At 71.5% G+C, this 14,202-nt stretch carries 17 protein-coding genes and 6 tRNA genes; 14 read left to right on the top strand and 9 right to left on the bottom strand.

The genetic code is table 11. From position 1 onward, the window contains the following. The first annotated feature begins 9 nt into the window (after positions 1-9). Together cobA and ACTWJ8_RS09420 are read left to right on the top strand one after the other, a co-directional pair. Positions 10-1,236, top strand: coding sequence for a uroporphyrinogen-III C-methyltransferase (gene cobA / locus ACTWJ8_RS09425; RefSeq protein WP_356385872.1), 1,227 nt, complete (start codon positions 10-12; stop codon positions 1,234-1,236). A gap of 64 nt (positions 1,237-1,300) precedes the next feature. After that, positions 1,301-2,134, top strand: a complete 834-nt coding sequence (locus ACTWJ8_RS09420) for a TrmH family RNA methyltransferase (protein WP_356385869.1) — start codon at positions 1,301-1,303, stop codon at positions 2,132-2,134. A gap of 13 nt (positions 2,135-2,147) precedes the next feature. Here ACTWJ8_RS09420 and ACTWJ8_RS09415 read toward each other — a convergent pair whose 3' ends face one another. Beyond that, positions 2,148-3,434 carry a serine/threonine-protein kinase gene (locus tag ACTWJ8_RS09415; RefSeq protein WP_356386079.1) on the bottom strand — a complete coding sequence of 429 codons (1,287 nt, stop codon included), beginning with the start codon at positions 3,432-3,434 and terminating at the stop codon, positions 2,148-2,150. Between the two features lie 199 nt (positions 3,435-3,633). On the opposite strand from ACTWJ8_RS09415, the gene ACTWJ8_RS09410 reads away from it, so the two are divergent. From ACTWJ8_RS09410 to ACTWJ8_RS09395, 4 genes are all read left to right on the top strand, one after another. Next, positions 3,634-3,909 (top strand): hypothetical protein, encoded by a 276-nt coding sequence (locus ACTWJ8_RS09410; RefSeq protein ID WP_443263563.1) that lies wholly within the window; start codon positions 3,634-3,636, stop codon positions 3,907-3,909. A gap of 205 nt (positions 3,910-4,114) precedes the next feature. Beyond that, entirely contained in the window at positions 4,115-4,318 is a 204-nt protein-coding gene (locus ACTWJ8_RS09405; protein ID WP_443263562.1) for a hypothetical protein, read from the top strand. A gap of 155 nt (positions 4,319-4,473) precedes the next feature. Beyond that, positions 4,474-5,424, top strand: coding sequence for a phosphotransferase family protein (locus tag ACTWJ8_RS09400; RefSeq protein ID WP_443263561.1), 951 nt, complete (start codon positions 4,474-4,476; stop codon positions 5,422-5,424). 70 nt (positions 5,425-5,494) lie between these two features. After that, positions 5,495-5,788: a TFIIB-type zinc ribbon-containing protein gene (locus tag ACTWJ8_RS09395; protein WP_356385857.1), complete on the top strand. Its 294-nt coding sequence runs from the start codon at positions 5,495-5,497 to the stop codon at positions 5,786-5,788. Between the two features lie 76 nt (positions 5,789-5,864). On the opposite strand, the gene ACTWJ8_RS09390 is transcribed toward ACTWJ8_RS09395, so the two are convergent. The 5 genes from ACTWJ8_RS09390 to ACTWJ8_RS09370 all read right to left on the bottom strand — a co-directional run bounded on the left by ACTWJ8_RS09390 (position 5,865) and on the right by ACTWJ8_RS09370 (position 6,311). Next, a tRNA-Val gene (locus ACTWJ8_RS09390) sits at positions 5,865-5,939 on the bottom strand. Positions 5,940-5,958: 19 nt separating this feature from the next. Further along, positions 5,959-6,030: transfer RNA gene (locus ACTWJ8_RS09385), tRNA-Val, on the bottom strand. A 24-nt stretch (positions 6,031-6,054) separates the two neighbouring features. After that, positions 6,055-6,126: transfer RNA gene (locus ACTWJ8_RS09380), tRNA-Val, on the bottom strand. A gap of 1 nt (position 6,127) precedes the next feature. Beyond that, positions 6,128-6,201 (bottom strand) — tRNA-Cys (locus ACTWJ8_RS09375). Positions 6,202-6,238: 37 nt separating this feature from the next. After that, a tRNA-Gly gene (locus ACTWJ8_RS09370) sits at positions 6,239-6,311 on the bottom strand. Between the two features lie 155 nt (positions 6,312-6,466). Here ACTWJ8_RS09370 and ACTWJ8_RS09365 point away from each other — a divergent pair. From ACTWJ8_RS09365 to ACTWJ8_RS09355, 3 genes are read left to right on the top strand one after another with little or no spacing between them, the layout of a single operon-like run. Continuing rightward, positions 6,467-7,492: a chorismate-binding protein gene (locus ACTWJ8_RS09365; protein ID WP_443263560.1), complete on the top strand. Its 1,026-nt coding sequence runs from the start codon at positions 6,467-6,469 to the stop codon at positions 7,490-7,492. A gap of 13 nt (positions 7,493-7,505) precedes the next feature. Then, positions 7,506-8,327 (top strand): aminotransferase class IV, encoded by an 822-nt coding sequence (locus ACTWJ8_RS09360; RefSeq protein ID WP_443263559.1) that lies wholly within the window; start codon positions 7,506-7,508, stop codon positions 8,325-8,327. Positions 8,328-8,370: 43 nt separating this feature from the next. After that, entirely contained in the window at positions 8,371-9,195 is an 825-nt protein-coding gene (locus tag ACTWJ8_RS09355) for a GNAT family N-acetyltransferase (protein WP_356385848.1), read from the top strand. A 1-nt stretch (position 9,196) separates the two neighbouring features. Here the strand turns inward: ACTWJ8_RS09355 and ACTWJ8_RS09350 are convergent, their stop codons facing one another. Beyond that, positions 9,197-9,700 carry a DsbA family protein gene (locus tag ACTWJ8_RS09350; RefSeq protein WP_356385846.1) on the bottom strand — a complete coding sequence of 168 codons (504 nt, stop codon included), beginning with the start codon at positions 9,698-9,700 and terminating at the stop codon, positions 9,197-9,199. 198 nt (positions 9,701-9,898) lie between these two features. On the opposite strand from ACTWJ8_RS09350, the gene ACTWJ8_RS09345 reads away from it, so the two are divergent. Beyond that, entirely contained in the window at positions 9,899-10,333 is a 435-nt protein-coding gene (locus tag ACTWJ8_RS09345) for a hypothetical protein (protein WP_443263558.1), read from the top strand. Between the two features lie 141 nt (positions 10,334-10,474). Then, positions 10,475-10,666: a hypothetical protein gene (locus tag ACTWJ8_RS09340; protein ID WP_356385840.1), complete on the top strand. Its 192-nt coding sequence runs from the start codon at positions 10,475-10,477 to the stop codon at positions 10,664-10,666. Between the two features lie 33 nt (positions 10,667-10,699). Here the strand turns inward: ACTWJ8_RS09340 and ACTWJ8_RS09335 are convergent, their stop codons facing one another. Both ACTWJ8_RS09335 and ACTWJ8_RS09330 read right to left on the bottom strand, forming a co-directional pair. Next, positions 10,700-11,260 carry a CGNR zinc finger domain-containing protein gene (locus tag ACTWJ8_RS09335; protein WP_356385838.1) on the bottom strand — a complete coding sequence of 187 codons (561 nt, stop codon included), beginning with the start codon at positions 11,258-11,260 and terminating at the stop codon, positions 10,700-10,702. Positions 11,261-11,503: 243 nt separating this feature from the next. Then, positions 11,504-11,917 carry an SsgA family sporulation/cell division regulator gene (locus ACTWJ8_RS09330; RefSeq protein WP_004002642.1) on the bottom strand — a complete coding sequence of 138 codons (414 nt, stop codon included), beginning with the start codon at positions 11,915-11,917 and terminating at the stop codon, positions 11,504-11,506. Positions 11,918-12,107: 190 nt separating this feature from the next. Between ACTWJ8_RS09330 and ACTWJ8_RS09325 the strand changes: the two genes are divergently transcribed. The 3 genes from ACTWJ8_RS09325 to ACTWJ8_RS09315 all read left to right on the top strand — a co-directional run bounded on the left by ACTWJ8_RS09325 (position 12,108) and on the right by ACTWJ8_RS09315 (position 14,198). After that, positions 12,108-12,551 (top strand): TIGR02611 family protein, encoded by a 444-nt coding sequence (locus ACTWJ8_RS09325; protein WP_356385835.1) that lies wholly within the window; start codon positions 12,108-12,110, stop codon positions 12,549-12,551. 63 nt (positions 12,552-12,614) lie between these two features. Then, positions 12,615-12,686: transfer RNA gene (locus ACTWJ8_RS09320), tRNA-Val, on the top strand. 195 nt (positions 12,687-12,881) lie between these two features. Next, positions 12,882-14,198, top strand: a complete 1,317-nt coding sequence (locus tag ACTWJ8_RS09315; protein ID WP_443263557.1) for an ABC transporter substrate-binding protein — start codon at positions 12,882-12,884, stop codon at positions 14,196-14,198. Positions 14,199-14,202: the final 4 nt, after the last annotated feature.

Below are 14,202 nucleotides of genomic sequence, written 5' to 3'. Positions count from 1 at the left end.
GGACACCGCATGCCCGCCGCCGACCACCCCGCCTACCCCGTAGGGCTCCGCCTGACCGGCCGCCGAGTCGTCGTCCTGGGCGGCGGCCAGGTAGCCCAGCGCCGGCTCCCCGCTCTGATCGCCGCGGGCGCGGACATCACGCTGATCTCGCCGTCCGCGACCCCCTCCGTGGAGGCGATGGCGACCGCGGGCGAGCTGACCTGGACGAAGCGCCGCTACCAGCCGGGCGACCTCGCGGACACCTGGTACGCCCTGGTCGCCACCAGCGACGCGGAGGCGAACGACGCGGCCTCCGCCGAGGCCGAGGCGGGCCGTGTCTGGTGCGTCCGCTCCGACGACGCCGACGAGGCGACCGCCTGGACCCCGGCCACGGGCCGCGCCGACGGGGTGACCGTCGCCGTCCTGACGACCTCGGCCGCGGACCGCGACCCGCGCCGCACCGCCGCCGTCCGCGACGCGATCGTCGAGGCCCTCCACGACGGCACGGTCACGGTCCAGCGCACCCACAAGCCCGGCGTCGCCCTGGTCGGCGGCGGCCCCGGCGACCCGGACCTGATCACCGTGCGCGGCCGCAGGCTCCTCGCCGAGGCCGACGTCGTGATCGCCGACCGGCTCGGCCCGCGCGACCTCCTCGACGAACTGCCGCCGCACGTCGAGGTCATCGACGCCGCGAAGATCCCGTACGGCCGCCAGATGGTCCAGGAGGCCATCAACGACGCGCTGATCGAGCACGCCAAGCAGGGCAAGGCCGTGGTCCGCCTCAAGGGCGGCGACCCGTTCGTCTTCGGCCGCGGCATGGAGGAGGCCCAGGCGCTCGCCGCCGTCGGCATCCCGGTCACCGTCGTCCCCGGCATCTCCAGCTCGATCTCCGTCCCCGGCGCGGCCGGCATCCCGGTCACGCACCGCGGCGTCGCCCACGAGTTCACCGTCGTGAGCGGCCACGTGGCGCCGGACGACGAGCGCTCGCTGGTCGACTGGGAGGCGATGGCGCGGCTCACCGGCACCCTCGTGATCCTCATGGGCGTCGACAAGATCGCAAAGATCGCCGAGGCCCTCGTCTCGTACGGGAAGAGCCCGGACACCCCGGTCGCGCTCGTCCAGGAGGGCACCACCGCGGCCCAGCGCCGGGTCGACGCCACCCTCGCGACGGTCGGCGAACGTGCCGTGTCCGAAGGGGTCAAGCCGCCCGCCGTCATCGTGATCGGCGACGTGGTGCGCGAGGGACCGGAAAAGTAACCAGCGGTAACACAACTCGTCCAGAGCCGTTGGCACCACACCCAGAACAAGGCAGTATCGACCCGTGGCTGAAGCTGAACCTCGAGGGATCATCACCATCGATGACCCCGACGACCCGCGCCTGTCCGACTACACGGGCCTGACCGACGTCGAGCTGCGTCGCAAACGCGAACCGGCCGAGGGCCTGTTCATCGCCGAGGGCGAGAAGGTCATCCGGCGGGCCAAGCTCGCCGGGTACGAGATGCGGTCGATGCTGCTGTCCGCGAAGTGGGTCGACGTCATGCGCGACGTCATCGACGAGGTCCCCGCCCCGGTCTACGCCGTCGCCCCCGACCTCGCCGAGCGGGTCACCGGCTACCACGTGCACCGCGGCGCCCTCGCCTCCATGCAGCGCAAGCCGCTGCCGACCGCCGAGGAACTCCTCACCACGGCCCGTCGCATCGTCGTCATGGAGTCGGTCAACGACCACACGAACATCGGTGCGATCTTCCGCAGTGCCGCCGCGCTCGGCATGGACGCGGTGCTGCTCTCGCCCGACTGCGCCGACCCGCTCTACCGCCGCTCCGTGAAGGTCTCCATGGGCGCCGTCTTCTCCGTGCCGTACGCACGCCTGGAGGCCTGGCCGAAGTCCCTGGAGACGGTCCGCGACGCCGGCTTCCAGCTCCTCGCGCTGACCCCGGCCGAGCAGGCCAAGTCCCTCGACGAGGTGGCGCCGCACCGCATGGACCGCGTCGCGCTGATGCTCGGCGCGGAAGGGGAGGGCCTGTCCACCAAGGCGCTGATGGCCGCGGACGAATGGGTCCGCATCCCGATGGCCCACGGCGTCGACTCGCTCAACGTGGGCGCGGCGGCGGCCGTCGCGTTCTACGCCGTGGCGACGGGCCGCCCCGAACTCTGACGGCCGGCCGCCGTCAGCTCTCCGGAAGCGGCAGCGTCCCTGCGGCCGACGTCGTCCGCTGTCCTTCACCGCCGCCGAGGCCGCGGGTCGGACCCTGGCAGCCCTGCGCCGCCGCGATGGCGAGCGCCACCAGCAGCGTCACCACCACGAACACGAACAGACGCTGCCGCAGAAGCCGCGGGTTCGCGGGCCGCAGCTTCTTGCCCGAGCCCGTGCCGTTCGTGCGCGGCGCCGGACGGCCCGCACCGCTGCGCGGCCCCGGCCTGCTGCTGCCCGACCGGCTGTTGGTGTTCCGCGCGGGCGCCGACCCGTTGCTCCTGCCGTTGCTGGGCCGGGGCGTCGGCGTCCCCGACTGCGTACGCCGCTGCGTGCGCTGACCCTCGTACGAGCCGTGCGTGTCGGCGAGTCGGCCCGTCGGCCTGTCCTGCTCGGCGGTGCGCGGCGCGGGCGGTCGCGCCTCCGTCACCATGCCCTGCGCCTCGCGGGCCGCGATCTCCTTGAGCCGCAGCGACAGTTGCAGCGTGCTGGGCCGCTCCTCCGGGTCCTTCGCGAGACACGCCCGCAGCAGCGGGGCCAGCGCGTCCGGCACCCCGGCGAGCTGCGCCTCCTCGTGCACCACCCGGTAGAGCATGACCTCGGAACTGCCGTGCCCGAACGGCGAGTCGCCCATGGCCGTGTACGCGAGCGTGGCCCCCAGGGCGAACACGTCGGTCGCGGGCGTCACGGCGGCGCCGCGCACCTGTTCGGGCGCGAGGAAGCCGGGGGAGCCGACGGCGGTGCCCACATGGGTCAGCGTCGAGGCGCCGGTCGCCCACGCGATGCCGAAGTCGATGATCCGCGGGCCCTTCGGGGACAGCAGAATGTTCGACGGCTTGAGATCGCGGTGCACGACCCCCGCCTCGTGGACCGCGACGAGCCCCTCGGACAGCGCGGCGCCCACGGCGGCCACGTCCGAAGCGGCCAGCGGGCCCTCCTCCGCCACCTTGTCGTGCAGCGAGGGGCCCGGCACGTACTGCGTGGCGAACCACGGGCGGTCCGCCTCCAGGTCGGCGGCGACCAGGCGCGCGGTGCAGCCGCCCCTGATCCGGCGCGCGGCGGACACCTCGCGCGCGAACCGCGACCGGAACTCCTGGTCCTCGGCCAGGTCCGGCCTGATCACCTTGAGCGCGACCCGCTGGCCGCGCCGGTCCGAGCCGAGATAGACCACGCCCATCCCGCCGGCCCCTAGGCGTCTGTGAAGCCTGAACGAGCCGACGACGCGCGGGTCCTCGCGCCTCAGGCGCATCATCGCCATGTCCATCCCCGCTGCTGCCCGGTCCGTCTGACGAGCCACAGCTTACGTTTTCGCGCACGGCGGCGCGCAAAGGCCGCGCCCTCACGGCCGATTCGATTGTCAGTGCCCGGTGCGAGACTTGAAGAGTGGTCAGGCGGTGCGGCGGCGGGGCGCCTTGTGGCGGCCCCGTGAGCCAACAGGGCGGTGCTGAAGGGGGATTGGACCCATGAAGGGCGACCGGGTCGAGATAGTCGTGGACGCAGGGGACACGACGCGCACGTACGAAGTGGCGGCGAGCAGGGCGGGCCGGAGGGTGGAGACGGCCGTGCGCAGAGGGGTGGTGGAAGTGAGCGAAGTCACCCGATCCGGATCCGTGGTGCGCACCGCGCGCTTCATGGCGACCAGGGTCCTCGCCCTGGTAGAACACCCCGTCCCGCGCGAGGAGCCCACCGAACGCGAGGCCCGCCTCACCCGCCCCCTCGGGGTCATCCCCGAGGCCTAGGTCCTGTTCTCCACCCAGGGGAGTACGCGGGGTGGTGCCGGTCATCCTCCGGGAGGCCCGGCATTCGGTACGAGGGCATGACGTCCGGGGGGCCCGCCGCTCGTAGATTTGAGGTCAAGCGGCGGGTGCGGCACTCGTCCCCCGAGGTCAGGCACTCGCCGCTTGCCAGACAAGTGAACTCAAGGATTTCGACCGGGAGAGGACCATGGCGGACACGGCGCCGCGGACGACGTTCCGCACAGTGGCCCGCAGGACGGGCCTTTTCGGTGGGCCCGTGACCGGACGCCGGCACCCGCTGGTGGCCACGGCCATGGTTCTCCCTCTCGCGGCCCTTCTCGTCGTCGTGTTCGGCGGCTGGGACGCGGTGGTCACACAGGCGTCGTCCGTGGGCGTGATGCTGGGGCGCTGAGCGGCGCTCCCAGGCCCGGAAGAGCGGTCCGGGCGGGGACATCCGGCCATGAAACCCCGTGGGGACGGGGGTGCGGCGGACGGCACAAATGCTGCGCGCAGCTGGGGAGCTGCGCGCAGCATTATTTTGTGCCCGCGCCGCCGTAGGCTGCGGCGGTGACCACGCACATCCTTCCCGCGCTCAGGGCCGAGGCCCGGGGCGCGGCCCACCCGTCGGACCCGGCCTGCGTCTGCGGCGCCGACACCCTCGCCGACCGCGCCGACGCCACGGTGGTCCGGCACGGCGACACCGTCGCCAAGGCGCACGCCCCCGACACCGACCCGGCCGAGCTCGACCTCCGCCTCGCCGTGACCGCCCACCCCGACCTGGCCGGCGTGCTGCTGCGCCCGCTGCGACCGACGGCGCTCCCCGTGCACGGCCGGCTCGTCACGCTCTGGCCGCGCGGCCTGCCCGTCGACCCCGAGCATCCGGAGCTCGCGCCCTGGGAGGCCGTCGGCGCCCTGCTCGCCCGCCTGCACACCGTCCCCGCGCACACGCTGCCGCCCGGTCTCCCGCCGATGCGCGGACCGCTCAAGGCCGCCCGCGCCGTCGCCCGCCTGCGCGCGGCGGCCCCCGACCATCCGGCGGCCCGCCCGATCCTCGCGGCCTGGCGCACCCTCCCGCCCTGGGCCCGCGCCGAGACCCCGTACGCGCACGCCCGCGCCCTGTGCCACGGCGACCTGCACCTCGGCCAGCTGGTCCGCCACCCCGCCGACTCCGGCGCGTGGACGCTCATCGATGTCGACGACCTCGGAGTGGGCGACCCCGCCTGGGACTTGGCGCGGCCCGCCGCCTGGTTCGCCTGCGGCCTCCTCGCGCCCGACGACTGGGCCCGTTTCCTCGGCGCCTACCAACGCACGGGCGGCGCAAAGCAGCTGACCGTCCCCGACCCGTGGCCGGCCCTGGACGTGCCGGCCCGCGCCCTCACCGTGCAGACCGCGGCGCTCGCCCTCGCGAAGGCCACCGCCGCGGGCCGTGCGCTCGACGAGGTGGAGGAGTCGGTCGTCGACGCCTGTGCCCGAATGGCATCCGTCCCGCCGCAGTTGGAGAACGGCCCCGCCAAGTAGGGTGCCGGAGACGGAAGCCGGGGCAGGATCCCGGCGAAGCAGTACCGAACGGCAGGGAGTTGAGTCGAGCATGCAGTGTCCGAAGTGTCACGCACCGATGCACACGTACAACCGCAATGGCGTCCAGATCGAGCAGTGCAGCGGTTGCCGCGGGATATTCCTGGACTACGGCGAGCTGGAGTCGCTGACCCGCCTGGAGGCGCAGTGGAGCCAGCAAGCCCCGCCGCCCCCGCCCGCCCCGCAGGGCTATCCGGCCCCGGCCCCCGCCGCCCCGGCCTGGGGCGCCCCGCACCACGGCGGTCACCACGGCCACCACCACGGTCACCACAACCGTGGCTTCGGCCGGATGCTCTTCTCCTCCTGAGCTGTCGGGGGGGGCTGGGCCACCAGCCCCCCGGAGCACGAAGAAGCCCCCGGTCCTCGGACCGGGGGCTTCTTGCTGGTGCGCGATACTGGGATTGAACCAGTGACCTCTTCCGTGTCAGGGAAGCGCTCTCCCGCTGAGCTAATCGCGCGGGGACCCTTGCGGATCAGTGGACGATACTGGGATTGAACCAGTGACCTCTTCCGTGTCAGGGAAGCGCTCTCCCGCTGAGCTAATCGTCCGGGATGGAAGCCTTGCGGCTCCAGTGCGCGATACTGGGATTGAACCAGTGACCTCTTCCGTGTCAGGGAAGCGCTCTCCCGCTGAGCTAATCGCGCTTGGAGGTGGAGACGGGATTTGAACCCGTGTAGACGGCTTTGCAGGCCGTTGCCTCGCCTCTCGGCCACTCCACCAGGAGCGTGGGGGTTCGGGAAGATCCCCCACATCCTGAGCGAACGACCGGGTTCGAACCGGCGACCTCAACCTTGGCAAGGTTGCGCTCTACCAACTGAGCTACGTTCGCGTGTCTTTCCGGTCCGCTTGCGCGTCCCGGCGACGTGTTGAACTCTAGCGGATTCCTGGGGGAGGTCCAAAACGCGTTTGCGCAGCGTGCTGCGGTGCCACCGGCGAAGGTCCTGCTCAGGTGGGTCCACCGACACCCGCCATAGACTCGAAGGTGTGCACGACCTCCCTCCTCTGGCCCGCTTCGGCGGGCTCGTCGCGACCGATCTGCGCGACGTCACCAGCGATCCCGCCGCCCTGGACTCCACCGGCTTCTGGGCCGTCTGCGCGGACTTCGAGGGCCGCCTGACCTGCGCCCGCTTCGGCGAGGTCCGCGAGGAACCGGTGCCCGCCCCGCGCCCCGGCGCCTGGCGGGGGCCCGCCCCGGCCGACTGGACGTCGTCGCTCGACCACACCGCGTACACGGACGGCGTGCGGAGCGTCCGCGCGCGCATCGCGACCGGCGAGGTCTACCAGGCCAACCTCTGCCGCGTGCTCTCCGCGCCGGTCTCCCCGGACGCGGACGTGGACGCGCTCACCGCTCTGCTCGCGCGCGGGAACCCGGCGCCCTACGCGGGAACGATCCGGCTGCCCGAACACGGGGTGCAGGTCGCCACGGCGTCGCCGGAGCTGTTCCTGCGCAGGGACGGCCGGACCGTCGAGTCCGGGCCGATCAAGGGGACCGGGCGGACCGAGGACGACCTCCTCGACAAGGACCACGCCGAGAACGTGATGATCGTCGACCTGGTCCGCAACGACCTGGGCGTCGTCTGCGCCACCGGCAGCGTGACCGTCCCCGAACTGTGCGTGGTCGAGAAGCACCCCGGACTCGTCCATCTCGTCTCCACCGTGCGCGGCGAGCTGCCGGAGGACGCCGGCTGGCCCGAGCTGCTCGACGCCGCGTTCCCGCCCGGCTCCGTCACCGGCGCCCCGAAGTCCAGCGCCCTGCGGATCATCGACGAGCTTGAGACGGCGCCGCGCGGCCCCTACTGCGGCGGCATCGGATGGGTGGACGCCGACCGGCGGCGCGGGGAACTGGCCGTCGGGATCCGCACGTTCTGGATCGACGACGGCGTGCTGCGCTTCGGCACGGGCGCCGGCATCACCTGGGGCTCGGATCCGGAGCGGGAGTGGCGGGAGACCGAGCTGAAGGCGGCGCGCCTGTTGGCGGTAGCGTCGGGAACGTACGCACTCGAACAGTGAGAGGCAAGAACCCGTGAAGATCTGGCTCGACGGCCGGCTGCAGGACACCGAGGCGGCGTGCGTCTCCGTCTTCGACCACGGGCTCACCGTGGGCGACGGCATCTTCGAGACGGTCAAGGCCGTCGAGGGGAAGCCCTTCGCGCTCACCCGGCACCTCGACCGGCTCGCCCGCTCGGCCCGCGGTCTCGGCCTGCCCGAACCCGACCTCGACGAGGTGCGCCGCGCCTGCGACGCCGTCCTCGAGGCCAACCCGATGCCGCTCGGCCGCCTCCGCATCACCTACACCGGCGGGCTCTCGCCGCTCGGCTCCGACCGCGGCGACCAGGGCACCACCCTCGTCGTCGCCCTCGGCGCCACCAAGCGGCGCCCCGACACCACCGCGGTGATCACCGTCCCGTGGACCCGCAACGAGCGCGGCGCCCTCGCGGGCCTGAAGACCACCTCGTACGCGGAGAACGTCGTGGCCCTGGCCCGCGCCCACGAACACGGCGCGACCGAGGCCCTGTTCGCGAACACCGTCGGGCAGCTGTGCGAGGGCACAGGATCCAACGTCTTCGTCGTCCTCGACGGCGAGATCCACACGCCGCCGCTCACCGCGGGCCCGCTCGCCGGCATCACGCGCGCCCTCGCCGTCGAGTGGACCGGCGCGAAGGAGACGGACCTGCCGCTCTCCGTCCTGTCGGAGGCCGACGAGGTGTTCCTGACGTCGACGCTGCGCGACATCCAGGCCGTGCACCGCGTCGACGACCGGAACCTGACGGACGCGCCCGGCCCAGTCACGGCGAAGGCGATGCGCGTGTGGGAGGAGCGGGCGGCAGACCGCCTCGACCCGTAAATCCCTTGTCGCGTGCGGGGTGCGGGCGGGTACAACTCCCGTGATGACCACGACCCTGCGGCCGACCGAGCCGCTCCAGCGCACTCCCGACGGCGCGCGCTCGCGGCACTACGCGGTGTGCGTGAACAGCCGCCCCGTCGGCACCCTGCACCTCGCCACGCACCCGGTCTTCGGCCCCTCCGTCGCCCAGATCCTCGACCTGCGCGTCGACGAGAAGGACCGGGGGCGCGGCCGCGGCACCGTCGCCGCGCTCGCCGCAGAGGAGGTCGCCCGCTCCTGGGACTGCCGCCGCATCGAGGCCGCGGTCCCCGCGGAGGAGACGGGCCTGCTCCGCCTCGCGGGCGCCCTCGGGTACCTGGAACGCAACCGGAACATGGCGAAGCCACTGCCCGACACGCCGCCCGCCCTCCCGGAGGGCAGCGTCGGACGGCGCATGACGGAGGCCGAGTACGGGCCGTGGCTCGCCCACACCAAGGAGGGCTACGCGCGCACCTGGGTGGAGCGCGGCGTCACCGAGGAGGAGGCGCGCCGCAAGGCCGAGCGCGACCACGCCGCGCTGCTGCCCGACGGCGTCGCCACCCCGGACGTCCTGCTCAGCGTCCTCGAGCACGCGGGGGAGCGGGTCGGAACCCTCTGGCTCGCGCAGCGCCCCGACGGCGCGTTCGTCTTCGACGTCGAGGTGGCCGACGAGCACAGGGGGAGGGGCCACGGCCGCTCCCTGATGCTGCTGGCCGAGGCCGACTCGATCGCCGCGGGCGCCACCCGGATCGGCCTCAACGTCTTCGCGCGCAACACGGCCGCGCTCGGCCTGTACGCGTCGCTCGGCTACGAGCCGACCACGTACTACCTCTACAAACAGCTGCTCTGAGTTACTCCTGCTCGGCCAGGAGCCGGTCCGCGATCTCCTCGATGCGCTCCCGCAGCCCCTCCTGGCTCTTGCCGCCGTGCAGCAGCTCGCCACCGATCTCGTACGTCGGCGTGCCCGTCACGCCGATCACCTTGCCCTCGGCCTGGTCGGCGTCGACGATCAGGATGTGCCGGCCGTCGACCAGCGCGGTGTCGAACTCCTCGGCGTCCAGGCCCAGTTCGCCCGCCACCTCGACGAGGAACTTCTCGCCCTTGCGGTCGAACTCCTCGACGCGGCCGAGCACGGCCTCCACGTACGGCCACCCCTTGCCCTGCGCGAACGCCTCCTCGGCGGCCTGCGCGCCGGCGAAGGAGTGCTTGTGCTTCTCGAGCGGGAAATGCCGCAGGCGCAGCTCGACGCGGTCGCCGTAGCGCTCGCGCACCGCGCGCAGGTCGTCCAGGGCGGAGCGGCAGTCGGGGCACTGCAGCTCGCACCACACGTCAAGGATCGGGTTCGGGGCGTTCATGGCGGCCAGTCTTCCAGGACCGGCCGCCGGGCCCCAACCTGGACCTGCGGAGGAGCCGCGACCCCGAGATGTCCCCCAGATGTGGCCGGGGAGGGCCCGAGGCGTGGCCCGCGGGACCCCGGCAGGTGCAGGATGGAAGGGGCGAAGCGCCCCGAATGCGCTCCATCGCCCTGTGGCGTCCGAACTCGGGAGGACCGGATGATCGCCGAGACCGTGTGTTCCGCCGTCGCCGTGGCGGGCCTGGGCATCTCCGGAGTCCTCGCCTTCCGCAAGCGGTTCCTCAAGGCCGCCCGCACCGCCGCGTACGCGCTCGTCCCCCTGGGCCTGGTGATGACGGGCGCGGTCGAGTGGGTCGTGGACACGGCGTTCAGCCCGACCGCCTGGGCCGGCTTCGGTGTGCTCGGCGCGGCCTGGCTGCTCTTCATGGGCACGCGCGCCGTCGAGCGGCGTCGCGCCGCAGTCGCGGGCGGCAAGGAGCGGGAGGCGGTCGCCCCCGCCGCGTCCGCGCCCTCGCTCGGCGAGAGCCGGCGCGCCACCCCCGCAGCGCAGCCCAAGCGGTCCGCGCAGCCGAAGACCGAACCGGCCGAGGACTTCAGCGACATCGAGGCGATCCTCAAGAAGCACGGCATCTGAGCGAGCAGGACCTCTGGGCGAGCAGGGCATCTGGCGACAACAGGTGCAGGCGCCCCGCCGTCACGGGTCGGGCCGAACTGCCCCTCGAAAGTGGTGCGTTGAGTGACCGTCACGCGGTGAGTGCGTCATCATCGCGGCGAGATGCTGGACACACCGCAGCTGCCCGATCAGCTGGACGCCGAACCGCCCGTACCGACCGAGACCCCCGAGCAGCCGGCCGAGAATCCCCGCGGCTGTCTGTTCGCGCTCTCCCAACCCCCGCTGATGATCTTCCTGGGGGTGATCGGCGGCCTGCTCCTGATGGCGGCGCTGCACGATCTTCTGCTGCTGTGACCGGGGCCGCGCGAGCGCCGCGGGTGAACGGTTTCAGCCGGTGGCTTCCTTGCGGCGCGCCCGGTACGCCGCGACGTGCAGTCGGTTCCCGCACGTACGGCTGTCGCAGTAGCGGCGGGAGCGGTTGCGGGACAGGTCGACGAACGCGAACCGGCAGTCCGGCGCCTCGCAGCGGCGCAGCCGCTCCTGCTCTCCCGCGACGACGAAGAACGCCAGGGCCATCCCGCAGTCGGCCGCCAGGTGGTCGGCCACGGAGGCGCCCGGGGCGAAGTAGTGCATGTGCCAGTCGTAGCCGTCGTGGTCGGTGAGCCGGGGAGTGGTGCCGGCCTCGGCCACCAGTTCGTTGATCACGGACGCCGCGGACCGCTGGTCACTCGCCGCGAACACGGCCGCGAACCGCTCACGCACCGTGCGCACCGACCGAAGATCGTCTTCCGTGAGCACCCCGACATCGCTGACATCGTTCCTTCGTACGAAATCCGTCAGCGCGGGCAGACTGTCGAGGCCGTCCGCCTTCGTCTCGCCGTCCGGTGTCGTGTTCACCAGATCGACCACGGTGTCGAGCGCGCACCGGGTGTCGTGGGTGATCAGCACGATTCGCTCCCTGGCCTGGGGTAGGGCTCCCGCCCGCCGATGCTGGCCGAGCCTAGTACCTGCGGGCCCGTGGGAACGCACCCGCGCCGCCTCCGTGGTCGCTCCCACGGCGGCGGCGCCGGTGTATGCCGTATGCGGTTGTCCCGACCGAATGCCGCGTGTCTCCCCGAGTGGACGACACGGCACGCTCTCGCGCTGCTCTCGCCGACCGGCTGCCGGCGGGGGCCTCCTCGTGTGCGGCGCTTAGCTTTCCGCGAGGATGTGCGAGAGCTCCTGGTCGAGGTCGAAATGGCGGTGCTCCGTGCCGGGTGGCACGGCGGCGTCCGTCCGCTTGAGGAACGACTCCAGGGCCCGCGCCGGGGCCTCGAGCAGAGCCTCGCCCTCGGGAGAGCTCAGGGCGATGCAGACAACGCCCTGACCGTGGCTCCGGGACGGCCAGACTCGGACGTCTCCGGTGCCGGTCGGCCTGTGGAGGCCTTCGGCGAGGAGGTCGCGGGCAAACACCCATTCGACTGTCTCCTCGGCTCCGGTGTGGAAGGTGGCGTGCACGGCATACGGATCGGCCGTGTCATACCGCAGACCTGCGGGAACGGGCAGTGAGGACTCGCTCGACACAACGAGGCGCAGGTGCAGCTCGCAGCTGACCGTGGTGTTCATAAGCGCCAGGGCCTTTCGCTCAGTGTGCGCTCGGGGATTCGCACGTCGGCGAAATCGACATGCCACCTACGGTGCCGTTGTAAACCCCTCTGAGTGTTTTGAGCGTCTTTTGGTAGCTCGTACGGCCGAGTCTTATCCGTACGGGAACGCCCATTCCAGTGACCTGAAAGAGTCCGGTAGGTTTGAGTGCATGAATACGGGGAGTGACAAGGGGGCCAAGGAGCCCGAGGCGGCTGAGGCGACCGAGGCGCCCGAGCCGGCCAAGCCGCTGGGCTCGCGCGCGCCGGGGTTCATCCAGGCCAGAAGGACGCTGCACCTGAGCTGGCAGGTCGGCGTCTTCATCGTGGGTCTGGCCGTCGTGGTGGGCGGCGTGATCATGCTGCCGCTGCCGGGGCCCGGCTGGCTGGTGATCTTCGGGGGCATGGCGATCTGGGCGACCGAGTTCGTCTGGGCGCAGCTGGTCCTGCGCTGGACGAAGCGGAAGGTCACGGAGGCCACGCAGCGCGCGCTCGACCCGAAGGTGCGGCGGCGCAACATCATCCTGACGACGATCGGCGTGGTGGTCATCGCGGTGCTCGGCGGGGTCTACGTGTGGAAGTTCGGCCTCGAGATGCCGTGGAACATCAAGCAGTGACCGAGGGCGGCGCAGGGTGGTCCCAGGCACCCCCTGACATGGGGTAATGTTCTTCCTGCGCCCGGGCGATTAGCTCAGTGGGAGAGCGCTTCGTTCACACCGAAGAGGTCACTGGTTCGAACCCAGTATCGCCCACCCGGACCGAGGGCCCCGGAGACTGTCGAGTCTCCGGGGCCCTCGGCGTTTTTCGGCCGCCACCTGCGGCTTCGAGGGGCTTCGGGCCCCAACTTTGTCCGAACTGTTGACGCACCCCCCACCCGTCTCTACTTTTGCTCGGCAAGCGCTTACCTAAAACGATTCAATGCGCGGGTGGAGGGGCGAGCTGTGCCTATGAACAGGGATCTCGACAGACGTGGCCTGCTGAAGGCGACGGGGGCGTCGGTGGCCGTACTCGGCCTCACGGCGGCCGGCTGCGGCGGTGACGGTGGGTCAGGAAGCGCCGGAGACGCGGACGGTCCGGCGACGCTGCGGTTCGCGTGGTGGGGAGGCGAGCCGCGCGCGGTGAAAATCAAGAAGGCGATCGCGCTCTTCGAGAAGAAGAATCCGAAGATCAAAATCAAGCCCGAATTCACCGATTACCAGGCATTCTGGGAGAAGTTCCAGACGCAGGCCTCGGGCGGAAATCCTCCGGATGTATTCCTCAACTCCGTTGCCTTCCTGGCGAAGTACGACAAGCGCGGAGTTCTGCTCGACCTCAAGTCCCAGGTGGACGCGGGAAATCTGAACCTGAAGAACTTCCGCGGCGGCGTCGAGGCGGCCGGACAGGTCTCCGGCGGCAAGCAGGTCGCGGTTCCGGTCGGCGCCAACACCATGGCGCTCGTCATCGACAAGAAGGCCTGGGACAAGGCGGGCGTGCAGCCCACGTTCGGCTGGACCTGGGACGAGTACTTCGACTCGCTCCAGACCGTCCAGGACAAGCTGAAGATCTCGGGCGACACCGGCTACGCGGGCGTCATGTACCTCTACGACCTGTATCTCCGTCAGAACGGCAAGGCGTTCTTCAAGGACGGCAAACTCGGCTTCACCCAGGACGATCTGATGCAGTGGTGGTCCGACTACTACAAGCGCGTCAAGTCCGGGATCGTCGCGGACCCCAAGAAGATCGAGCAGGTCAAGCCCAAGTCCGGGCTCTCCGCCGGGCTCGCGGGCGCCGAGTTCACCTGGGACAACTTCTCGGTCCGCTACGAGGGCGAGGGCGACTCCGACTACGCGCTCGCGCCGATCCCCACCACCGACGGCAAGGACACCGGCCAGTACCTCGGCTCGCTGATGCTGTCGATCTCCACCAAGTGCAAGGCCCAGGCGCAGGCCGCCACATTCATCGACTTCATGGTCCACGACCCCGAGGTCGGCAAGATCCTCGGCTACGACATGGGCGTCCTCGCCACCCAGGAACAGTTCGACGCGTACAAGCCCGGCGCCGAGACCGACAAGGCGGTCGCCGAGGCCAACAAGGGCATCGCCGCGTACGAGACCGAGGTCGACAAGGCCGGCGTACTCGGCAAGATCACCCCGCACCCGTCCGGCGCCGACGTCGTCGAGGCCGCGTTCCTGCGCATCGCCGGCGACGTCGCCAACGCCAAGCAGAAGGTCCCCGCGGCCGTGAAGCAGTTCTTCAGCGAGGCCGAGGCCGCCTTCCAGGCCTGACAGC

This window comes from Streptomyces sp. SDT5-1, from assembly GCF_052245995.1.
Taxonomy (GTDB): domain Bacteria; phylum Actinomycetota; class Actinomycetes; order Streptomycetales; family Streptomycetaceae; genus Streptomyces.
This window is presented reverse-complemented; position numbering and strand designations above follow the sequence as displayed.